The 22,281-nt window shown below is 43.4% G+C and carries 24 protein-coding genes and 3 other annotated features; of the genes, 23 read left to right on the top strand and 1 reads right to left on the bottom strand.

The window, feature by feature from the left end; genetic code table 11:
- From mutM to ACSFXN_RS08985, 12 genes are all read left to right on the top strand, one after another.
- The gene (mutM, locus tag ACSFXN_RS09040) at positions 1–870 is read left to right on the top strand and encodes a bifunctional DNA-formamidopyrimidine glycosylase/DNA-(apurinic or apyrimidinic site) lyase (protein ID WP_437149780.1); all 870 of its coding nucleotides are present in this window, start codon (positions 1–3) and stop codon (positions 868–870) included.
- A gap of 9 nt (positions 871–879) precedes the next feature.
- Positions 880–1,485, top strand: a complete 606-nt coding sequence (gene coaE, locus ACSFXN_RS09035) for a dephospho-CoA kinase (protein WP_437149779.1) — start codon at positions 880–882, stop codon at positions 1,483–1,485.
- Between the two features lie 100 nt (positions 1,486–1,585).
- Positions 1,586–2,599: a glyceraldehyde-3-phosphate dehydrogenase gene (locus tag ACSFXN_RS09030; protein ID WP_437149778.1), complete on the top strand. Its 1,014-nt coding sequence runs from the start codon at positions 1,586–1,588 to the stop codon at positions 2,597–2,599.
- A 312-nt stretch (positions 2,600–2,911) separates the two neighbouring features.
- Positions 2,912–3,295 carry an adenosylmethionine decarboxylase gene (gene speD, locus ACSFXN_RS09025; RefSeq protein WP_300992305.1) on the top strand — a complete coding sequence of 128 codons (384 nt, stop codon included), beginning with the start codon at positions 2,912–2,914 and terminating at the stop codon, positions 3,293–3,295.
- 114 nt (positions 3,296–3,409) lie between these two features.
- Positions 3,410–3,886, top strand: coding sequence for a transcriptional regulator NrdR (gene nrdR / locus ACSFXN_RS09020; protein WP_437149777.1), 477 nt, complete (start codon positions 3,410–3,412; stop codon positions 3,884–3,886).
- Between the two features lie 11 nt (positions 3,887–3,897).
- The gene (locus ACSFXN_RS09015; protein WP_437149776.1) at positions 3,898–5,262 is read left to right on the top strand and encodes a replication initiation and membrane attachment family protein; all 1,365 of its coding nucleotides are present in this window, start codon (positions 3,898–3,900) and stop codon (positions 5,260–5,262) included.
- Positions 5,263–6,198 (top strand): primosomal protein DnaI, encoded by a 936-nt coding sequence (gene dnaI / locus ACSFXN_RS09010; RefSeq protein WP_300992308.1) that lies wholly within the window; start codon positions 5,263–5,265, stop codon positions 6,196–6,198.
- A 103-nt stretch (positions 6,199–6,301) separates the two neighbouring features.
- Positions 6,302–6,537: a binding site (T-box leader), on the top strand.
- Positions 6,538–6,662: 125 nt separating this feature from the next.
- Positions 6,663–8,591, top strand: a complete 1,929-nt coding sequence (gene thrS, locus ACSFXN_RS09005; protein WP_437149775.1) for a threonine--tRNA ligase — start codon at positions 6,663–6,665, stop codon at positions 8,589–8,591.
- 58 nt (positions 8,592–8,649) lie between these two features.
- Positions 8,650–8,789, top strand: a sequence feature (ribosomal protein L20 leader region).
- 72 nt (positions 8,790–8,861) lie between these two features.
- Complete coding sequence (gene infC / locus ACSFXN_RS09000) at positions 8,862–9,380, top strand: translation initiation factor IF-3 (protein ID WP_437149917.1); 519 nt, start codon at positions 8,862–8,864, stop codon at positions 9,378–9,380.
- A gap of 28 nt (positions 9,381–9,408) precedes the next feature.
- Positions 9,409–9,609 carry a 50S ribosomal protein L35 gene (gene rpmI, locus ACSFXN_RS08995; protein WP_204890291.1) on the top strand — a complete coding sequence of 67 codons (201 nt, stop codon included), beginning with the start codon at positions 9,409–9,411 and terminating at the stop codon, positions 9,607–9,609.
- A 167-nt stretch (positions 9,610–9,776) separates the two neighbouring features.
- Positions 9,777–10,136, top strand: coding sequence for a 50S ribosomal protein L20 (rplT, locus tag ACSFXN_RS08990; protein WP_036804741.1), 360 nt, complete (start codon positions 9,777–9,779; stop codon positions 10,134–10,136).
- Between the two features lie 59 nt (positions 10,137–10,195).
- A complete protein-coding gene (locus tag ACSFXN_RS08985; protein ID WP_437149774.1) occupies positions 10,196–10,468 on the top strand; it encodes a DUF1294 domain-containing protein in 273 nt (90 codons plus the stop codon).
- 10 nt (positions 10,469–10,478) lie between these two features.
- Here ACSFXN_RS08985 and ACSFXN_RS08980 read toward each other — a convergent pair whose 3' ends face one another.
- Positions 10,479–10,865 carry a sigma-w pathway protein ysdB gene (locus tag ACSFXN_RS08980; RefSeq protein WP_437149773.1) on the bottom strand — a complete coding sequence of 129 codons (387 nt, stop codon included), beginning with the start codon at positions 10,863–10,865 and terminating at the stop codon, positions 10,479–10,481.
- Positions 10,866–10,959: 94 nt separating this feature from the next.
- Between ACSFXN_RS08980 and ACSFXN_RS08975 the strand changes: the two genes are divergently transcribed.
- The 11 genes from ACSFXN_RS08975 (at position 10,960) to ACSFXN_RS08925 (ending at position 22,166) form a co-directional block, all read left to right on the top strand.
- Positions 10,960–11,445 carry a dUTP diphosphatase gene (locus tag ACSFXN_RS08975; protein ID WP_437149772.1) on the top strand — a complete coding sequence of 162 codons (486 nt, stop codon included), beginning with the start codon at positions 10,960–10,962 and terminating at the stop codon, positions 11,443–11,445.
- 68 nt (positions 11,446–11,513) lie between these two features.
- On the top strand, positions 11,514–12,602 hold the full coding sequence (locus ACSFXN_RS08970; RefSeq protein WP_437149771.1) for a M42 family metallopeptidase: 1,089 nt from the start codon (positions 11,514–11,516) through the stop codon (positions 12,600–12,602).
- A 195-nt stretch (positions 12,603–12,797) separates the two neighbouring features.
- Positions 12,798–13,730, top strand: a complete 933-nt coding sequence (locus ACSFXN_RS08965; RefSeq protein ID WP_437149770.1) for a nuclease-related domain-containing protein — start codon at positions 12,798–12,800, stop codon at positions 13,728–13,730.
- A 392-nt stretch (positions 13,731–14,122) separates the two neighbouring features.
- Entirely contained in the window at positions 14,123–14,338 is a 216-nt protein-coding gene (locus ACSFXN_RS08960; protein WP_437149769.1) for a helix-turn-helix transcriptional regulator, read from the top strand.
- The gene (locus ACSFXN_RS08955) at positions 14,328–14,828 is read left to right on the top strand and encodes a hypothetical protein (protein WP_437149768.1); all 501 of its coding nucleotides are present in this window, start codon (positions 14,328–14,330) and stop codon (positions 14,826–14,828) included. Before ACSFXN_RS08960 ends, ACSFXN_RS08955 begins: the two co-directional genes overlap by 11 nt.
- Positions 14,825–15,274: a small multi-drug export protein gene (locus ACSFXN_RS08950; RefSeq protein WP_437149767.1), complete on the top strand. Its 450-nt coding sequence runs from the start codon at positions 14,825–14,827 to the stop codon at positions 15,272–15,274. The genes ACSFXN_RS08955 and ACSFXN_RS08950 overlap by 4 nt, the downstream gene beginning before the upstream one ends.
- 135 nt (positions 15,275–15,409) lie before the next feature.
- Positions 15,410–16,177: a TrmH family RNA methyltransferase gene (locus tag ACSFXN_RS08945; protein ID WP_437149766.1), complete on the top strand. Its 768-nt coding sequence runs from the start codon at positions 15,410–15,412 to the stop codon at positions 16,175–16,177.
- A gap of 44 nt (positions 16,178–16,221) precedes the next feature.
- Positions 16,222–16,450: a binding site (T-box leader), on the top strand.
- Positions 16,451–16,489: 39 nt separating this feature from the next.
- Positions 16,490–17,527, top strand: coding sequence for a phenylalanine--tRNA ligase subunit alpha (gene pheS, locus ACSFXN_RS08940; protein ID WP_437149765.1), 1,038 nt, complete (start codon positions 16,490–16,492; stop codon positions 17,525–17,527).
- Positions 17,528–17,541: 14 nt separating this feature from the next.
- Positions 17,542–19,941 (top strand): phenylalanine--tRNA ligase subunit beta, encoded by a 2,400-nt coding sequence (gene pheT, locus ACSFXN_RS08935; protein ID WP_437149764.1) that lies wholly within the window; start codon positions 17,542–17,544, stop codon positions 19,939–19,941.
- 223 nt (positions 19,942–20,164) lie between these two features.
- A complete protein-coding gene (locus ACSFXN_RS08930; protein WP_437149763.1) occupies positions 20,165–20,608 on the top strand; it encodes a type IV pilus modification PilV family protein in 444 nt (147 codons plus the stop codon).
- A 61-nt stretch (positions 20,609–20,669) separates the two neighbouring features.
- Positions 20,670–22,166 (top strand): hypothetical protein, encoded by a 1,497-nt coding sequence (locus ACSFXN_RS08925; protein ID WP_437149762.1) that lies wholly within the window; start codon positions 20,670–20,672, stop codon positions 22,164–22,166.
- Positions 22,167–22,281 lie beyond the last annotated feature (115 nt).

The following is a 22,281-nucleotide window of genomic DNA, read 5'->3' as shown; positions in this document are numbered from 1 at the left end:
ATGCCTGAACTTCCAGAAGTGGAAGGCGTCGTTCGCCTGATTCGCCCGGCCGCCATTGGGAAAAAGATTCGCGAAGTATTTGTTTCAGATACCATCCGCGTGTCCAAAACGAATGGAAAAGAAGCCATTATTAAAAAGATGGAAGCTGATTCGTTTATCGACAGCTTGATCGGAGCACAGATTATCAGCGTTGAACGGCGCAGCAAATATATTTATTTTACATTGAAAACAGAAGAGGAATTTTTACTCGTCAATCATTTGGGCATGTCGGGGGCCTGGTTTTATGTCGACAGCCTGATGGCAATCCATGAAGACAAATTTCGGCGCCATGTCCATGTTGTGCTGACCCTAAGCGATGGCAATTTGCTTGCCTACTCGGATATACGGCGTTTTGGGGAAATGAGAGTACTGAAGGAAGAAGCGGATTATCCTCCGCTTCTTTTAATGGCGCCGGAACCATTTGCAGAAGGGGCATTGGAACATTTCCTGCAGCTGGCAGACAGCCCGAAATATAAAAACAAAGCGATTAAAGAAGTGATTATGGATGGCCAGGTTATTTCCGGCTGCGGCAATATTTATGCAACAGAAGCACTTTACAAAATGAAAATTCACCCAAACCGGGCAGCTGGCAGAATAAGCCGCATCCGGAAAGTACAATTATTTGAAGCGATTGTCGCCATATTGCTGGAAAGCATCGAAGCTGGCGGCAGTACGATATCGGATTACCGGAATATAAACGGGGAATCCGGCAGTATGCAGAATCGTTTCGGAATGTATGGAAAAAAACAATGCATGGTATGCGGCAGCACGACGAAATCACTGAAAATCGGTGGAAGGACTTCTGTGTATTGCCCAACCTGCCAAAAGTGAGGTCATGATATGATAATCGGTTTAACCGGAAGCATTGCCAGCGGAAAAAGTACCGTATCTGAAATGCTGAAAGAATTGGGGTATCCAATTGTAGATGCTGATAAAGTAGCCCGTCTTGTCGTAGAGCCGGGAAGCGAAACACTGCAGGAAATTGAAGCATTATTCGGCAAAGAAATCATTCTTCCGGATGGCAGCATGGATCGGAAAAGAGTTGGCGAATTGATATTTAACGATCCGGCAAGCCGAAAAAAACTGAATGATGTAATTCATCCTGCAATCCGGATGGAAATGATCAGGCAGCGAAGCGAATTACTCAAAAACGGCCATGAAATTGTCATCATGGATATACCGCTCCTTTTTGAAAGCCGGCTGCAGCATATGGTCGATAAAGTTCTCGTAGTCAGTGTGACGGAAGAAAATCAGTTGAAACGCCTGATGGAACGTAATGGTTTAACAGAAAAAGAGGCGAAAGCCCGCATTTCTTCACAGTTGCCGATGTCGGTAAAAGAAGAAGGTGCGGATGCCGTCATCTACAATAATGGCGCAGTTGAAGAGACCAAATGGCAGTTAAATCGCATTTTGGAGCAGTGGAGAGAAAAAAGTATAGAAGAATGATAATTCATACTACTTTAAGGTTCCAGATTCCGTAAAATGTGTTATACTATATAACGAATTAAAAATTTAAGTATAACTTATTTAATTGGAGGACTCGTACATGACAGTTTCTATTGCGATTAACGGATTTGGCCGTATTGGCCGCATGGTTTTCAGACAGGCTATTCTAATGGATGACATCACGATTGCAGCTGTTAATGCCAGCTACCCTGCTGAAACTTTAGCGCATTTGATTAAGTATGACACAAATCACGGAACCTTCGAGGGCGACGTCTCTGCAGAAGGAGATGCATTAATCGTCAACGGTAAACGGGTTCAACTCGTCAATGAACGGGATCCTTTAAAACTGCCATGGAAAGCAATGGGCATTGATATCGTTATTGAAGCGACAGGGAAATTCAATTCCCGGGAGCAAGCTGGCCTTCATTTGGACGCAGGTGCAAAAAAAGTTATCTTGTCTGCTCCAGGAAAAAATGTCGATATCACGATTGTAATGGGAGTAAATGATGATAAATTAGAAATTGAGAAACACGATGTCATATCCAACGCAAGCTGCACAACAAACTGCTTAGCACCAGTAGCTAAAGTATTGCATGATGCATTCGGCATTGAAAATGGCTTAATGACAACTGTTCATTCATTCACAAATGACCAGAGAAATTTAGACAATCCGCATAAAGATTTACGCCGTGCCCGTGCTTGTGGACAGTCGATTATTCCGACTTCGACGGGTGCTGCGAAAGCGCTCTCTTTAGTTCTTCCTGAACTTGACGGAAAATTGCATGGCATGTCTCTTCGCGTGCCAACACCGAACGTATCTCTTGTGGATTTAGTGGTTGATCTTGAACGAGATGTAACAATTGAAGAAGTTAACGAAGCGTTTATCAGAGCCTCTGAAGGAAATCTGAAAGGAATTCTCAGCTTGACGATGGAGCCGCTTGTTTCGGTTGATTTTAATACAACAACCCAATCTGCAATCATTGATGGATTATCCACGATGGTAATCGGAGACCGCAAAGTGAAAGTTTTGGCTTGGTATGATAATGAGTGGGGCTATTCGGCACGAGTGGTTGACTTAGCGAAAAAAGTAGCAAAGTCAATCGTTTATGCTTGATAATTAGTAGAAGCCGCATCGCCTATACAACAGGGATGCGGCTTTTTTATGAAAAAATTCCCTGAAAAAAATAATTAATTTTAAGTAATATTTATTGCATTTCATTTCAATACGTCATATACTAACATTCGTAGCCAAAAACGGCTGCGAACTTCTTCGTTACCAATGCTTATATGGCAACGGATGGAGCAATCTTTATTCACATGACTGCTTAAAGGGTTAGGACCTCTTTGGACTAACTTTCCCCCGTGGTAGTCAACTTTGAATATTTTGCGCATCAAAACAAAATGATATCAAAGGGGGAAACGAACCATGGAAACAATGGGACGTCACGTAATTGCAGAACTTTGGCAGTGTGATTTTGACAAATTAAACGATATGGATTTTATCGAGCAGACTTTTGTTGATGCAGCACTGAAATCCGGAGCGGAAGTCAGAGAAGTAGCTTTTCATAAATTTGCACCTCAAGGCGTAAGCGGTGTGGTCATCATTTCTGAATCTCACTTAACGATCCACAGCTTCCCGGAACACGGATACGCAAGTATTGATGTATATACTTGTGGAGATCTTGATCCGACAATTGCAGCAAATTATATCGCAGAAGCACTTAATTCCGGTACACGTGAATTTGTAGAAGTGCCTCGCGGAATGGGTCCGGTCAGTGTTGGAAAAGCCAAAGTTTCAGTAAATGCATAATCCATTTAACATGAAAACAACGAGCAGAGGATAAAATCCTCTGCTTTTTCTATTTTACAGAAGAAATTTTGTTATACTAGATAGAGCAGATACAAAGTTTAGGGAGATGTCAAAATGAAATGTCCAGCTTGCCAGCATAATGGTACACGCGTAGTTGACTCGCGGCCAGTCGATGATAATAAGTCCATAAGAAGGCGCCGGGAATGTGAATCCTGCGGTTACCGCTATACCACTTTTGAAAAAGTGGAAGAAATGCCTTTGATTGTTGTCAAAAAAGATGGATCCCGTGAAGAGTTCAGTCGCGAGAAAGTATTAAGAGGATTGATCCGGGCATGCGAAAAACGGCCTGTTCCGCTGGAAGTGCTAGAACAAGTAGTTTTCGATATTGAAAAAACGCTTCGGCGCACTGGAAATGCTGAAGTTAAATCCGAAGATGTCGGGGAACTGGTGATGGACCGGTTGGCGGACATCGATGAAGTTGCATATGTCCGTTTTGCTTCCGTTTACCGCCAGTTCAAAGACATTACGGTGTTTATTGACGAATTGAAGGATTTACTTAAAAAGAATCCAGAAGACAAGAAATCTGAGTAAGGCGGTGAACCATGTCTGCACTATATAAAGAACTTCAAGCTGCGGATTCTTTTAAAATTCGGTTGCCGTATCCATTTTCCAATTATGACCGCCAATTATTGACCTTGCTGTATCAGCCGCTGATCGGTGCGGAAGCTGTCTCTTTTTATATGACGCTTTGGGCCGAAGGGGAAGAAGCAAAAGAAGAAGCGACTCATTATACATTGATGAATATTCTCGGCATTCCGATTGCCAAAATCTTTGAAGCGCGCATTCAATTGGAAGCCATCGGTTTGCTGAGAACTTACCGCAAAGACACTGAAAACCGTTCCTTCATCTATGATCTATGCCCTCCGCTTGATCCAAAAAGCTTTTTCATGGACCCGTTACTGTCAATGTTTTTATTCAGCAAAATTGGGGAATCTGCTTACCGGAAAGTGAGAGACCGTTTTATGATACATACGGAAATAGGCGAAGGCTTCAAAGAAGTTTCCCGCACATTCACGGATATTTATCAGCCCGTCCATGCAAAAGCCGGATATCCTACGGAACAGCCGGATTTGCAAGAGCGCAAAAACGGCAGCTACCAAACCGATTCAGACTTTGATTTCGGCTTGCTGCGGCAAGGATTGTCAGAACAGCTGGTGCCAACCCGAGTACTGACGGCTATGATAAAAGACACCATCGCGAAACTGGCGTTTCTATACAGTTGGGGACCGCTTGATATGCAAAAAGTGATTTTATTGGCTATCGATGATGATTATAAGCTGACAACCGATGGAATAAAAAAGGCAGCATCTGAATATTATAAATTGACAGTGGCGACAACAGCACCGCAATTAGTCCAAGCACACAAAACTGAACCGAAGATTGTGGAAAAGCCGAAAACAAGGCAAGACGAGCTGATTTTGTATTTGGAATCGGCTTCACCTGTTGAAGTGCTTCGCGATATTGCCAACGGCAAAGAACCGCTGCCGGCAGATGTCCAATTGGCCAATCAGCTGGTCATGCAATATGGAATGGAGCCGGCAGTGGTCAATGTGCTGCTGCAATACGTTCTGCTTCGAACCGATATGAAACTGACCAAAGCCTATGTTGAAAAAATCGCATCCCATTGGCTGCGCAAAAATGTTACGACAGCGAAAGATGCGATGGAATTAGCGCGCACTGAACACGAGCAGTACGTTAAATGGAAATCGGAAGGTTCTCCAACTGCGGCATCGAGAAGTACAGCTAAATCAAGCAGGAAACCAGTGAGGGAAGAAAAATTGCCTGAATGGTTTTATCAAAAAGATGAGGCTCCTGCAGTTAAAGGCGAACCGAAAAATGATAAATTGGAAGTGGAAAAACAAAAACTTCTCGCAAAACTTGCGCTGAAGAAAGGTAAAGGTGATTAAATGGAGCCGATTCGCGAAACACTGAAACGGGTAGTGAATGCCCCTGCTTTTTCGGAACGCTATAATGATATGCGGAAAGAAGTGCTGGAACATCCAGGCGTTCAAAAGTTCCTGGAAGACCATTCGGCGGATATTGATAAAAGCATTGTTGATAAAGGACTTGGAAAGCTATATGAGTATATCAATCAATCGCATGATTGCAATAAATGCCCTAGCCTCGGAAACTGCATCAACACGCTAAAAGGCTTTGAACCGAATCTGGTTCTGGAACGCGGCAATATCGGCATTGCCTATACTCCTTGCCGATTAAAAAATGAGCATGACAATAAACGCCGTGCTTCTTCAATGATACACAGCATGTATATGCCAAAAGAAGTGCTGCAGGCGACTTTTTCAGATTTTGAACCGGATGCGAGAAGAATGGAAGCATTTCTGGCGGCAGGAGACTTTTTGGAAAAAGCAACCGGTCCAGATAACCTTCCTGAAAAAGGGCTATTTCTCTACGGCAAATTCGGTGTCGGCAAATCATATTTGCTAAGTGCTATGGCAAATGAACTTGCCGAAATGGGCGTCAAAACCGTGCTGGTATTTGTGCCGGAATTTATGCGCGAGATGAAGCAGGCGATCGGCGACCAGACATTGCAGGAAAAAGTGGATTATGTAAAAAAAGCGGACGTCCTGATGCTTGATGATATCGGCGCGGAAGCGATGTCGAGCTGGACGCGCGATGAAGTGCTGGGAACCATCCTGCATTACCGCATGGCAGAAAGGCTGCCGACTTTCATGACGTCCAATTTCAGCTATTCCGAACTTCAGCATCATCTGACTTACTCACAGCGCGGCGAAAAAGAAGATTTAAAAGCGGCGCGTGTCATGGAACGCATCCGTGCCTTGACAATCCCAGTGAAATTGGATGGCCCAAATAGAAGAAATTAATAAAGAAAAGTAGAATCGGCCGTTGGAGTAAGTGTTTTTCTTTGAACAGGTGGTTGCGTTTTTGATTTTTTAGCAGTATAGTAAAAATAATCGAACTATGATTTAAAATGCGTTGACAAGGACAATAGCGGAATTGTACGACTTTCAGAGAGAGAAGCCCAGGCTGCAAGCTTCTTAAGTACCGGCAAAACGCTTACCACCTTCGAGCAGCAGCTGTGAACTTTTTTAGTAGCAGCTGACGGTACCGGCCCGTTAGCCGATGCAGAGCTTCATTTTGGATAGTTTTTTCTATCCCGAATAGAAGAAGGGTGGAACCACGAACAGAGCTTCGTCCCTTTGGGATGAGGCTTTTTTTATTTGTTCAAAAAAACTACAGAAGAAAGCGTGGCATTTCAATGCTGATTTAATTATGAGGAAGTAAGCAGCATTGAAATCGACGCATCTTACAAAAGGAGAGAGTAAATATGTCAGACATGATCCAACTAACATTCCCTGATGGTGCAGCAAAGGAGTTTCCAAAAGGCACAACTACAGAAGAAATTGCTCAATCCATCTCACCGGGGCTTCGCAAGAAAGCATTGGCTGGTAAAGTGGGAGAGCAGTTAATCGACTTGAAATCACCGATCAATGAAGACGGCAGCATTGCCATCATCACTCCAGAGTCTGACGAAGCCATTGAAATTCTTCGTCATTCAACTGCCCACTTATTAGCTCAAGCGGTTAGACGCTTGTATCCAGATGCTAAATTTGGTGTTGGTCCGGTAATTGAAAATGGATTTTATTACGATATTGATTCTGAACAACCGATCACAGCTGAAGATCTGTCAGCAATTGAAAAGGAAATGAAAAAAATCATCAATGAAAACTTGGAAATTGTGCGTCTAGACGTTTCCCGGGCAGAAGCGCAAGAACGTTTCGCGGCTATCGAAGATCCGTATAAGCTGGAACTTCTTGAAGCGATTCCGGAAGATGAGCAAGTATCGATTTACGAGCAAGGCGAATTTTTCGACCTTTGCCGCGGCATCCACGTGCCAGCAACTGGAAAATTAAAAGAATTTAAATTGCTGAGTGTCGCGGGAGCTTATTGGAGAGGCGATAGCGACAATAAAATGCTGCAGCGCATCTACGGTACTGCTTTCTTTAAAAAAGAAGACTTGAAAGAGCATCTGGCTTTCCTGGAAGAAGCAAAAGAACGCGACCATCGCAAAATCGGGAAAGAACTGAATTTATTCATGAACTCCCAAAAAGTTGGCCAAGGTTTGCCGATGTGGCTGCCAAAAGGTGCAACTATCCGCCGCATCATCGAGCGCTATATTGTCGACAAAGAAGAGCGCTTGGGCTATGACCACGTTTATACTCCGATAATGGGAAGCGTCGATTTGTACAAGACTAGCGGACACTGGGATCATTACCAGGAAGACATGTTCCCGGTTATGCAGATGGACAATGAAGAACTGGTATTGCGCCCGATGAACTGTCCGCACCATATGATGATTTATAAACAAGGTATCCATTCATACCGCAACTTGCCGATTCGAATCGCAGAGCTGGGCTTGATGCACCGCTACGAAATGTCTGGTGCTTTATCTGGCCTTCAGCGAGTACGCGGCATGACATTGAACGATGCGCATATCTTTGTGCGCCCGGACCAAATAAAGGATGAGTTCAAACGTGTAGTCAATTTAGTAATTGAAGTATATAAAGACTTCGATATCAAAGATTATTCATTCCGTTTGTCTTACCGCGATCCAGCAGACAAAGAGAAATACTTCGACGATGATGCAATGTGGGAACGTGCACAGGCAATGCTGAAAGAAGCCATGGATGATTTAGGACTTCCTTATACTGAAGTGGAAGGCGAAGCGGCTTTCTACGGGCCGAAAGTGGATGTCCAAGTGAAAACTGCTCTTGGCAAAGAAGAAACTTTGTCGACTGTCCAGCTTGATTTCCTTTTGCCTGAGCGCTTTGACCTTTCTTATATCGGAGAAGACGGCAAGCAGCATCGGCCGGTCGTTATCCACCGTGGCGTCGTTTCAACAATGGAACGTTTTGTAGCCTTTCTGATCGAAGAATATAAAGGAGCCTTCCCGACTTGGCTGGCTCCGGTGCAAGTGGAAGTAATTCCGGTTTCACTGGACGCCCACAGCAATTATGCAAAAGAAGTGCAGGAAAAACTGCAAAATCAGCGCTTGCGCGTCGATATTGATGAGCGCGATGAAAAACTGGGGTATAAAATCCGCGAAGCCCAAATGCAGAAAGTTCCTTATATGCTGGTCATCGGGGACCAGGAGCTGGAAAACGGATCGGTCAATGTCCGCAAATACGGAGAACAAAAATCCGAAAGCATGCCTTTTGACGACTTTTTGAAATTGATTCAAAGCGAACTTCGCTAAGTAGGTTGACATGCATACGGTAGCGTGATATTATAAATAAGGTTATAGAATACTTATATGTGCAAAGCAGGAGCACCCGCTTCTCACCTGATCGACCGATTGTTGGCAGGTATACACGATATTGACTTTTTCACGCTTTTGCGTGTTGTCATAATTTGCGGGTGGACCTCTGTGGTCCATCCGTTTTTGTTTTGGATCGGAACCTGTCAACCGGCAATCGTCGGTTTGAACATTTAAGCTATTCGCGACACTATCCGGAGGTGGATTAATATTAGCAAAGACATTAATGTAAACGAAGGTATTCGTGCACGTGAGCTACGGGTTATTGATCAGAACGGTGAACAACTCGGCATTAAAACACGTACCGAAGCACTTGAAATTGCTGGCCGTGTCAACTTGGATCTTGTACTAGTGGCTCCACAAGCTAAGCCACCGGTTGCACGCATCATGGACCATGGTAAGTTCAAGTTCGAACAGCAAAAGAAAGATCGCGAAATCCGCAAGAATCAAAAAGTCATCATCGTCAAAGAGGTTCGTTTGAGCCCATCAATTGACGAACACGATTTCAACACGAAACTTCGCAATGCGATCAAGTTCCTTGAAAAAGGCGACAAAGTGAAAGCTTCAATCCGCTTTAAAGGCCGTGCGATTACGCACAAAGAAATCGGACAGCGCGTCCTTGAACGCTTCGCAGAAGCATGCAAGGAAGTAGCGACGGTTGAACAGCGCCCTAAAATGGATGGCCGCAGCATGTTCTTGATGCTTGCGCCACTACACGAAAAAGAATAATAGTACAATTGTTTAGGAGGAACTCGAAATGCCGAAAATGAAAAGCCATAGCGGTGCATCAAAACGTTTCAAAAAAACTGGAACTGGTAAAGTAAGACGCAACCGTTCACACACAAGCCACTTATTTGCAAACAAATCGACTAAGCAAAAGCGTCACCTTCGCAAAGGGAAACTTGTTTCTGCAGGCGATTTGAAACGCATCAAATCTTTGATCTACAACATGAAGTAAGAAAAGCGCAAGCGCCCGTATAGATTCGACGGGCATAAGACGAAGGGGCGAAGCGGCGCTTTTTGCCGCACAGGCACTTTGGCTTATGATCCCAAGAATCTGGGCGCTGCAGTCTAGACAAAAACAAAAAATCGAATTTTTTATATTCAAGCAGGAGGTAATGGATTATGCCACGCGTAAAAGGTGGAACAGTGACGCGCCAGCGTCGTAAAAAGGTAATTAAATTAGCAAAAGGTTATTACGGTGCTAAGCACATTCAATATAAAGTAGCTAACCAACAAGTGATGAAGTCTGGTAACTATGCTTACCGTGACCGTCGCAACAAAAAACGTGACTTCCGCAGATTGTGGATCACTCGTATCAACGCAGCAGCTCGTTTGAACGACATCTCTTACAGCCGTCTAATGCACGGTTTGAAAGTTGCTGGAATCGACATCAACCGCAAAATGCTAGCTGAAATCGCTGTATCTGATGCAGCTGCTTTCACTGCATTGGCTGACCAAGCTAAAAATGCAATGAACAAATAAAAAATCATAATGAAAAGACTGGCGAAAACTCGCCAGTCTTTTTCTTTGGAGGCATTCACATGTTTTTGATTATCCTTGGATATTTTGTGTTACTGTCTGTTCTGGCGTTTGCCATGATGTACATAGACAAAAAGCAGGCGCAGCGGCGTGGCCGGCGCATACCTGAAAAGAATTTGTGGACTGCAGCCATTTTTGGCGGCGGCATTGGCGCTTACCTTGGCATGATGTTCTTCCGCCACAAAACGCGCCATACCAATTTCCGAGTGGGTTTCCTGATGCTTGCTGTGATTGATGCGGCGATTCTTGTATGGAGTTACCAAACGATTAGCTGAGGGTGAGCGTTCACCCTTGGTGTTTCATTAATTGTTCAATCGGATTTTTCCAATTGATTTGAGCTTTTGGATAATGCATCCTGATTTCTTTTTCCAAAAAATAAAAATCATCTTTTGTAAATCCATGCAGTTTTTCGGGGTTCTCAACCCATACAAATATGGATGCTACTTCAAATGCTTCTTCTGTCGCGCCAATATACTTTTCTCCTTCAAAGACAACCCCGCGCATCGTAATGAAAAAATTCTTGCGGACATTATTCACATCATCATAAAAATAATAGGCGCCGTTTTTAACAGCTGCATCGAACTTCCGCGTTGGATCTAAAAGATAGCGGAACAAGCGGTAGATTAAGTAAAGTATAATGGCAATAACAATAAGGCGAATTAAAAAAGCCACATGAAGTCCCCCTGTCTCCAATTGTTCTAATGTATAATATACGGATGACAAGTATTATAGTTTCAAGATTTTATTTATATTAAGGAGTGTTTTTATGGAACTGCAAGAATTGTTTAAAATGCAGGAAGAATTAGACCGTTTTATCCAAACCAATCAGGGAATCAGTGAAGATGTCTTCCGGAAAAAAGGCTTGGCTTTGCTGGTGGAACTTGCGGAACTCGCCAATGAAACACGCTGCTTTAAGTTTTGGAGCACGAAAGGCCCATCAGACCGAGCAGTGATTTTGGAAGAATACGTGGATTCGATTCATTTTCTGCTGTCCGTCGGCATTGAAAAAGAATTAACACATTTGGCAACTTGGCCAAAGCCGATATCTGAAGAAGATTTGACCGAAATGTTTTTAGGCACCCAATCGGCTATACATAAATTCATTGAAGATTATTCGATGGAAAATTATCAGGAAATTTGGAGCTGGTATGGAGCCATTGCAGTGGAGCTCGGATTTACATATGAGGAAGTTTTAAAGGCTTATATCGCCAAAAACCAAACCAATTACGACCGCCAAAATGAAGGATACTAGTAGAATTTTTTGATAATGCTAAGGTTTTCATTTATAATAAACAAATAAACATTTAGGGGGTCGAACTAATGGCGAATATGGATGAAACATTGACAATGTTAAAAGAACTGACAGATGCGAATGGGATTGCTGGCAACGAACGGCAGCCGCGCGAAGTCATGAAAAAATACATAGCACCATTTGCAGATTCGGTGGAGACAGACGGTTTAGGAAGTTTGATCGCTCGGAAAGAAGGAGCAGCAGACGGCCCGAAAATCATGATAGCTGGACATTTGGATGAGATCGGCTTTATGATCTCTCAGATTGATGATCGAGGATTTTTGAAGTTCCAGACAGTCGGCGGCTGGTGGTCGCAAGTCATGCTGGCACAGCGCGTGACGATTACAACACGCAGCGGCAAAGAAATCATCGGCGTCATCGGCTCAAAGCCGCCGCATATTTTAACGCCGGAAGCGCGTAAAAAGCCCGTTGAAATCAAAGATATGTTCATTGATATCGGCGCTTCCACGCGCGAAGAAGCGAAAGAGTGGGGCGTGACACCAGGTGATATGGTTACGCCGTATTTCGAATTTCACGTCATGAACAACGACAAAATGCTCATGGCAAAAGCTTGGGACAACCGCATCGGCTGTGCTATTGCAATTGATGTATTAAAAGGATTAAAAGGCGTTGATCATCCGAACATCGTTTACGGCGTTGGAGCTGCTCAGGAAGAAGTAGGTCTTCGCGGTGCGAAAACAGCGGCATCTAAGATTCAGCCGGATATCGGTTTTGCGGTTGATGTCGGTATTGCAGGCGATACACCGGGAATCTCTTCCCAGGAATCCAACAGCAAAATGGGAGCGGGCCCGCAGATTCTGCTATATGATGCTTCAATGGTTTCCCACCGGGGCTTGCGTGAGCTGGTGCTCGATACTGCTGAAGAAGCTGGCATTCCGTATCAATTTGAAACAATGCCTGGGGGAGGAACGGATGCAGGTTCCATCCATTTGACAGCAAATGGTGTGCCTTCACTTTCAATCGGAGTAGCGACACGCTATATCCACTCGCACGCGGGCATCCTGCACCGCGATGACTACGAGAATGCAGTCAAGCTGATCATCGAAGTGATTAAGAAATTGGATAAAGACACCGTTGCTCGCATTACGTTTGAGTGATGATCGAGATGAGACCTTCGCCTTTGGCGGAGGTTTTTTGTTTCTGCAAAGAAGCACTTGCGAAAATCATCAAATCAGAACATCGTTCTTTATAAAAAGCTGTTGAAAAAATTTATAACAGTAAGTGCTAGTCAGAATGCTATACTTCAATTAATTAAAAGTTGGAGGTGGTTTAATATTAAGAGAGAAATTGCTTTGCTGTCAGAGACAGAGGCATTGGAAAGTCTTTTGAATCGCTTGCCTGAAACTCATTCGTACAGAAAGTTTCTTGAAGTGAAATTGTATCGAAGTAAAGCAGGAAATCTCGGAGAAGCAAGAATTAAGAAAAAGTTTAAAGAGTTTTATTCCGAAGAAGAGCATCATGTTATGTGGGACGTCAGTTTAAGTATAGGTGATTGGAAAGTTCAGATAGATGGCCTGCTGTTGACTGCGAATTGCGCTGTGATCATTGAATCAAAGAATATTAGCGGGAAGATTTTCTTTGATGAAGACACAGAAGAATTTTATCGTTTTGATGAAAAAGATGAAAAAACAGTGATGGAAGATCCAGTCATACAGTTGAATAAACATATTCGTTTTCTTGAAACTTGGTTTAAAAAGAATAAAATCAAGTTGTCTGTAGATGGCGTCGTAGTGTTTACCCCCAAGCAATGCGAGTTTATGTCGAAGCCGAAAGATAAGCACATTTGCAAAACTTATCAAATGGTGGAGTACCTTCATAGTATTCTTCAAGAATATCCTCAAGGAAATACCTCATTAAAGATAACGAAAATCAGAAAAGTGATTGAAAGCAACACTGCACCTTATCAAAGAATTCCTTTATGTGAATATTATCGGATTGACATCGCAGATTTGAAAAGTGGTGTTTATTGTCCAATATGTGAGGCGTATTCAATGAAACGCCAAAATAGAAGTTGGCAATGTAATTTGTGTAAAAGAAATGATCCTTTAGCACGTGAATTTGCTGTTCAAGAATATTTTTCGTTAATCAGCAGGTCGTTGACGAATCAGCATTTTCGAAGATTTTGTGATATGGAATCACAACCGGTAGCTACTCGCTTATTAGGGACATTAAATTTAGAGAAAACCGGTGAATTAAAAGGAAGAGAATACAAATTGAAAGTTTAATTAGGCGTAGATTCATTGAAAATAGATATATTTCTCTGAGCGTAGATAAAAATAATTAAACGCAGATATATTTTGGCGAACGCAGATAAAATATTTTGAACGCAGATAAACTTGAACGAACGCAGATATATGGCTGCACCTAGAGTTTTTCACGCTTTCCGCCCGCGAAAAGCATCCATTCTAACGCCCTTATCTATCGGGTTTTCAACTATATTCATGAACCGATGCCCTCCGCAGCCAGCGGAGGGCATTTTAAATACAATCACCCCGGTCCGCTGTTCGCCAGCGAACAGCTGCCAGAAAAAGAATGTTAATTATACTTGACTTAATGTTAAGTGAACTATACATTATGTTATATAAACCGAACATCGTACGGAGAAAGGATGAAGCGGATGCTGAAGAACCGAGTGAAGGAGTTACGGGCACGGTACGGATTTACGCAAAGTGATTTAGGCAAGCAAGTGGAGGTCACGCGCCAGACGATTGCGTTTATTGAAAAAGGGGAGTTTTCGCCTTCGATTACACTGGCGCTGAAATTGGCGAAAGCGTTGCAGACGAATGTGGATGAATTATTCTGGCTGGAAGGGGACGAAGAGGATGAAAAATGATTTTCGATTGCAGTATCCATTATGGATGATGGGGTTTATCGTGGTACTGGGGATTTTTGCTTATGGCATCAGTTCGCCGATTACAGAAGTGATTGAAACAGAAAATGAAACAAGCATTTCAGTAAGTATCGGACCGGCAGAAGGAATGTTTGCTGTAGGCTCAGTGATTTTGTATTTGATCATGCTAGCAATTTTTGCCTACAAATTGAGAAGCCACAATAAAAGAAATCCGGCGCAACGAATTTCTGCATTTTCGATTCGTCCCCCTGAATACATGGAGCAGGATGAAGGCATGACGTATATTACCCGGAAAGCAGCGCAAAAAGTCTATACGTTCATTACATGGGGATTGCCTCTTTTGGCAGCCTTTGCCATCGTCATGCCGGTGCCGAGAATTTTCATCATTTGGGGAATCCTGTGCATCGCGCTTGGCCAGTATTGGATCTATTACCGCGAAGTCAGCAAACATTTGAAGGAGGAAGCTGAATGATTTATGAATATTTTCTAGTATTTTTAGGAGCCGCGATTCCATGGCTTGAAATTGCCTTGGTCATTCCGCTTGGCATTGTCTGGGGATTATCGCCGTTTTGGGTAATGGTGATGGCCTTTGTCGGCAATATGCTGACGGTGCTGGCGCTCATTATCGGTTTTGATAAATTTAAAGTCTGGTACTTAAAGCGGCAAGCGGAAAAAGGGAAAGCCCATTCCAAGAAAAACGAACGGGCAAAAAGGATTTGGAATAAATACGGCTTACCGGGACTCGCGTTGCTGGGTCCGATTCTCATCGGCACCCATATTGCGGCTTTCATCGGAATGACGCTTGGTGCGACAAAAAAGAATACGACACTTTGGCTAACGATCAGCATTGCCGTGTGGACACTCTTTTTTGGACTCGCTACAGCATTCGGCTTCGACTTTTTTACGAAAAACTTGTAAGCTTTGCCAAGACTTCAGCTGCCAGATGGTAAGGGACATAAGGTTTTATCTTATGCCCGTCGAATCTGCACGGGCACCTGCGCTTTTCTATATGCTATACTTGAGCTATTCTGAAATAAAGGCGTGAACCACATAATGAAAAGAATTGAATCCATTCAAAACTCACTCGTCAAGCATTGGAAAAAGCTTGTCACTACCAGAAAAGAGCGCGATAAATTTGCGGAGTTTCTGGTGGAAGGTTTCCATTTGACAGAAGAGGCGTTGAAAAACAAAAACTTGATCAAGTCATTGATCGTCCGGGAAGGCGTTGACATTCCGGATGACTGGGACGTATCGGATGTTCCGCACTACTCGGTAACCGCAGCGGTGGCGAAAGAAATTTCTGAAACAGAGCATTCACAGGGAATTTTCGCCCATTGCGCACAGCCCGAATTTACAGAAGACGAGCAGCAATCCTGGAGCAGATTATTGCTCATCGATGCTGTCCAGGACCCAGGCAATATTGGCACAATGATTCGCACCGCTTCAGCGAGCGGCATCGATGCAGTTGTTCTTGGAAAAGGCTGCGCTGATCCGTTCAATCCGAAAACGGTCCGTTCCGCGCAAGGTTCCCATTTCCAGATTCCTGTCGTAAAAGGTGAATTGACCGAGTGGACGACTTCACTCAAAAACCGCAGCATTCCCATATTCGGGACTGCGTTAGTCAACGCGACGCCTGCACATGAAGTAACGAGCCAGGAAGAATTCGCTTTGATTGTCGGCAATGAAGGCAGCGGCGTGGATCCGGTTTTACTGAATAAGACGGACCAGAACTTGGTGGTCCCTTTATACGGCGAAGCAGAATCACTGAATGTAGCTGTAGCTACCGGAATCCTGCTGTACAGCCTGGTGCCGAAAAACTAAGTTTGATTAAAGTTACGGAATTTCGTATAATTGAGAGGTAAATAACAAAAGCTGTGACCGGGAAAAGTACGTTGCGAAGTTGCAAAAAGGGAGTCTGCACCTTGACTGGAAGTGCGGATATGCAAAACGCCTCGGAAGTTCACCCCGCGAGCTGCCTGACGGGACCAGCAGACAATGCTGTAAAGACAGGCCGGTGAAGAGCCGTTATGTAAATGAGTGATTGCCATAGCGCAATAACTAGGGTGGTACCGCGAATAATGCCTCGTCCCTTTTTTGGGACGGGGCTTTTCTATGTTTAGAGGAGGAGAAAAAATGGAAGCACAATTGCAGGAACTAAAAACAGCAGCGCTGGAGAAAATTTCAGCGGCAACGAATGTGAAAGAATTGAACGATGTCCGCGTTGCCTATTTAGGCAAAAAAGGGCCGATTACGGATTTATTGAAAGGTATGGGGAAATTGCCGGCGGAAGAGCGCCCAAAAATGGGAGCTTTGGTCAATGTGATCCGCGAAGAAGTGACAGCTTCTCTTGAAGAGCGCATGGCGATTCTTGAAGAACAAGCGATCAATGAAAAATTGCAAAGCGAAACGATTGATATCACGTTGCCGGGACGCCCTGTAAAAACTGGGAATCCGCACCCGCTGACGCGCGTAGTTGAGGAGATCGAAGATTTATTCATTTCCATGGGCTATGAAGTCTCAGAAGGTCCGGAAGTGGAAAAAGACTATTACAACTTCGAAGCGCTCAACTTGCCAAAAGGACATCCGGCACGCGATATGCAGGATACCTTCTATATAACAGATGAAGTTTTGCTGCGTACGCATACTTCGCCTGTACAGGCACGCACGATGGAAATCAAGAAAGGCGAGCCGTTCAAAATCATCTGTCCGGGGAAAGTGTACCGCCGCGACAACGACGATGCGACACATTCCCATCAGTTCACGCAAATCGAAGGGCTGGTCATCGGCGAAGATATCCGCATGAGTGATTTGAAAGGAACCCTTCAAGTATTCGCAAAGAAAATGTTCGGCGATGACCGTGAAATCCGTCTGCGCCCAAGCTTTTTCCCGTTCACGGAGCCATCTGTTGAAATGGATATTTCCTGCTTCAAATGCGGCGGAAGCGGCTGCAACGTCTGCAAGAAAACCGGCTGGCTTGAAATTCTGGGTGCCGGCATGGTTCATCCAAACGTACTTGAAATGGCGGGCTATGATTCAAAACGCCTGACCGGATTTGCATTCGGCATGGGACCTGAACGAATCGCGATGCTGAAATACGGCGTAGAAGATATCCGCCATTTCTATACGAACGACGTCCGCTTTTTATCCCAATTCCAACGTACTGAAGTTTAAGGAGGAAATAAAACATGTTAGTATCCATTAAATGGCTAAAAGATTATGTAGATACACAAGAGTTGGCGCCTGCTGACCTTGGCGAAAAAATAACGCGTTCCGGCATCGAAGTGGATGCGGTAATCGACCGTTCGCATGGCATCACAAATGTAGTGGTCGGTTATGTTGAATCATGCATCAAACATCCGGAAGCGGATAAATTATCGATTTGCCAAGTAGCTGTCGGCGAAGAAACAACGCAGATCATCTGCGGCGCACCGAATATTGCAGCCGGGCAAAAAGTGATTGTGGCACGCCCTGGAGCTGTACTGCCAGGCGGCATGAAAATTAAAAAAGCGAAGCTTCGCGGAGAAGAATCCAACGGTATGATCTGCTCTCTTCAAGAACTGGGAATTGAAGGGAAACTTGTGCCAAAAGCATATGCAGAAGGCATTTATGTCTTGCCGGAAGATGCGGAAGTTGGTTCTGACGTTATCACGAATTTCGACTTGGACGATACCGTACTTGAACTGGATCTTACGCCGAACCGTGCGGATGCCATGAGCATGCTCGGTGTTGCGTATGAAGTCGGCGCTATTTTATCGGAAGAAGTAAAACTGCCGGAAGCAACTTATACAGAATCAGCGGATACAGCGGAATCAATGCTGACATTGAACGTTGATGCATCGGATGCCAACCCGTTATATGTCGCTAAAGTGATCCATAATATCGAAGTGAAGGAATCGCCGATGTGGCTGCAGCAGCGCTTGATGGCTGCAGGAGTACGTCCTTTAAACAACGTAGTTGATGTTACGAACTATGTGTTGATGGAGTACGGCCAGCCGCTTCACGCATTCGACTACGATTCATTGAAAACCGGCAATATCACTGTAAGAAACGCCAAAGAAGGCGAAAAAATTACGACTTTGGATGGCACGGAACGCGTATTATCTGCACATAACCTGGTGATCACAAACGGCGAAGAGCCTGTAGCTCTAGCTGGCGTCATGGGCGGCGCTAACTCGGAAGTCAGCGATTCGACAAAGACCATTGTCATTGAATCCGCTTATTTTGCATCAGGCTCAATCCGCCAGACGTCAAAAGACCATGGCTTGCGCAGTGATGCAAGTTCACGCTATGAAAAAGGGGTTGACCCGAACCGCGTCATTCCGGCAGCAGAACGTGCAGCAAGTCTGATTGCGGAACTTGCCGGCGGGGAAGTGCTTGCTGGATCAGTCATTTTTGATGTGCTTGACCGGGAAGAAAAAATCGTCAAAGTTTCTCCGGACTTCGTTAACGCACGCCTTGGCATGAAGATCCCGTTTGAAGACATGATGGAAATTCTCGAGCGCTTGAAATTCAATACAGACGCCGTCAATGGACAGCTGGTCATCTCAGTGCCGACTCGCCGCCAAGACATTCAAATAGAAGAAGATATTGTAGAAGAAATTGCACGCTTGTATGGCTATGATGAAATTCCGGCTACTTTGCCGGAAACGGAAGCGACTCCGGGCGGCTTGACGCCGTACCAGGAAAAACGCCGCATCGTCCGCCGGTATTTGGAAGGTGCAGGACTTCTGCAAGCAACGACTTATTCACTCACGTCTGAGAAGTCAGCCACTCAATTTGCGTTGACTGAAACGGAAACAACAAGACTGCTGATGCCGATGAGTGAAGAACGCAGCACTCTTCGCCAAAGCTTATTGCCGCATTTATTGGAATCGGTAACGTATAACACGGCTAGAAGAATGGATTCTGTCGCTATGTATGAAACCGGTGCGGTGTTCTTGAAAACGGAAGGCGAATTGTTGAACGAAGAAGAACATTTAGCTATTGCCATGACTGGCCTGTGGCTGGACAATAGCTGGCAAGGTGAAAAGAAAGCCGTCGATTTCTTCGTATTGAAAGGCATTGTAGAAGGGCTGGCTGCTAAACTTGGAGTTGAACTGGCATTTGAACGCGGCCAGATGGACGATTTGCATCCAGGGCGTACAGCATTCATCATGCTGAATGGCAACCGAGTAGGTGTCATCGGCCAGCTTCACCCGACTGAACAAAAAGCGCGCGACTTAAAAAACACGATTGTCATGGAATTGAACATGGCGGCGTTATTGAATGTTGAATCGGAAGCACTTGTCTACACGCCAGTGCCGCGTTATCCGTCGATTTCGCGTGACGTTGCTTTGGTCCTTTCGAAAATCGTTGAAGCAGGAACGATTGAAACGGTGATCCGCAATGCAGGCGGCAAACTGCTGAAAGATGTCCGTGTCTTCGACTTGTACGAAGGAGACAATCTGGAAGAAGGCAAAAAATCAGTGGCGTTCTCACTGACGTACTTCGATCCGGAGAAAACTTTGACGGATGAAGAAGTAACGAACGTCCATGAAAAAGTTCTATCGGCTTTGACTGAAGTTGGCGCGGAACTGCGCAGCTAACAATATAGGTAAATTGATTTAAACAGAAAGCGGAATCTTCATGATTCCGCTTTTTTTGTGTTTAAAATCGGGAACAAATAAACAGAGTGAATAGAAATGCCTCCGTAAAAAGTACTAGTAATTAAATTTAACAGTGATAAACTGGAAATAAAGAGAATTCACTAGTAAAAATGACTTGAATCGAAGATAAACGTGAAAAATTCTAATAAATAGGGGGAGCACAGTGAAGAAGTTAAAAAACAACGAAAAAGGGCTAACGCTGGTAGAAATTTTGGCCACTCTGGTTTTATTAGGCATCGTGTTTGTCGGCTTTATGACCGTTTTCTCACAAATGACTTTGTTCAATGACAAGACGTATACCAAGCTGGATACGATGAATCTTGCCAGGCAGGAGATTAGTGAGATTAAAGGGGTAACTTATCCGAAACTGATCACTGATATCACTTCTACTATTGCAGCAACCACCTATGACGATTTTTCAGTAGCAGCAGATCCGTATTTTCTTTTTACAAAAAATGAAGATGGTTACACGTATGAAATGCGTTTATACAAAACCCCTAAATTAGTTGGAGATGTTAATGTAGCAAGTTTATATCAAGTGCATTTAATGGTTAAAAAAGATAACAAATTAAACAGTGAAACTTATGGCTATATTGAATCTAAGTGAATTACAAAAATAAGCAATAAGATGGGAACTTCAATAAAGATATGGACAGGGGGGATTGCAGATGATCAATAAGTTGAAAGAAGAAAGGGGCTATACCTTAGTCATTGCTCTGCTGCTAATTGTTTTATTTTTGAGTATGTCTGCGGTATTTATCCAGGCCTCATTAAGCCATGCAAAGCAGGAACAAACTGTTGACCAAGGTAATTTAGCGGTAACAGCTGCAGAAATGGGTGTTGAAAAATACACTAAAGAAGCGGAAAAAGCGTTTGGAAAAAGTTATACGATAGTTAATACAGAAGCTCAAAAGAAAAAAGTATTACTAGAAGCAGAGGTGAAAAAATATCCTGCCCACACACTGTTGAATGCTAACTGTACAAAAACCAAATATCCTATTATGCAAGAATGGATTAATTGTAATATTGAAGAGTATGATCAAGAGTTAAGAATGCAATTTCTAACTGAAATGAAGAACCAATTAGCGCTGAGTAATATGGCAGAAGAACAAGTAAGCGATACTCTTTCACATATATTGGGTTCAACATCGCTTCAGCCTGTATTATCCTCTAATAATACAATTGAATTAGAATTGGAAGTTGTGGGAAAAAAAATGATTGCAAGCCAAGGTTCCTCAACGTCTCTTGCAGCAGAGAAAACAAAGTCGCTTTCTACTAAACTAAGCTTTCCAGAGGTTCCGTTTTTTGATGAAAGTGCGTTGTCTGAAGTAGAAGTGAAATGGGGGAAACCGATAACAGATGCTACTAACTTCTTTCCGCAATTATTGGATAAGGTGAATGATCCATCGGTAGGTCCTTGTCCGCCATTGGCAAATATAACCCCCGAAATGGGACCTTGTAAATATACTGATTTAATAGGGAAAGAAGATGAGTATTTAAAAAAATTAGCAGAAGTAAAAGTTAATAGTTCTTTTTATATGATTTTAGATAAATTTCCAGATCAATATAGTCAAGCTAATCCTTATAAAATTCCATTATTAATTAACGACGGTACAATAAACAAGAACACTAATATAAACCAAACTGAAAATTTAATAATGTATTATAAGGGCTCTCTAAGGTTAGGTGAATTTAACCCCCAAAGCCGGAACAACTTTCTAGTGGCAGAAGTGATAAATTTTAATAATAACCAGAACTCTTTTGATAATACATTTATCAGCATTGGCAGTAAAGACAAGACAAAGGCAGTATATAATTCTAAAAAAATCACTATTAATAACGGTTCGAAATTGTGTGTTAATTTGGACGGAATTACTTCGGATCCTACTAATATCTTTACTACTATAGACACGAGTGATTCTGAAGGCCAAAGCGGTTCTGCCCTAGCCGTTAGAGGCTCCGGCAAAATTCACTTATACTCAAAAACTGCTACTCCAACGGTAGATCCCACTAAAGGGAAACTCGTATATTTTAACGATGCCACTAAATTCCTGGAAAGCTGCGGAGTGGCAATCAATTATAACTATGAAGATGTCGAGAAATTCGGTCTGCCACTTCTAATCTCTGATTTGGAATGGGACCTGGATATGGAAGTCAACTATTAACAATAAAAATAAAAACGGAATCCGAGGATTCCGTTTTTATTTATCCGCAAATTACCTAGTACAAATTCCTTAAAAAAACTTCCTTTCTTCCAGAGATATGGTAAAATAAGAATGT

The sequence above is a fragment of the Planococcus sp. 1R117A genome (assembly GCF_051417975.1).
GTDB lineage: Bacteria > Bacillota > Bacilli > Bacillales_A > Planococcaceae > Planococcus > Planococcus shenhongbingii.
Note: the sequence above shows the minus strand (reverse complement) of the source record. Positions and strands in the feature narration are given on the sequence as shown.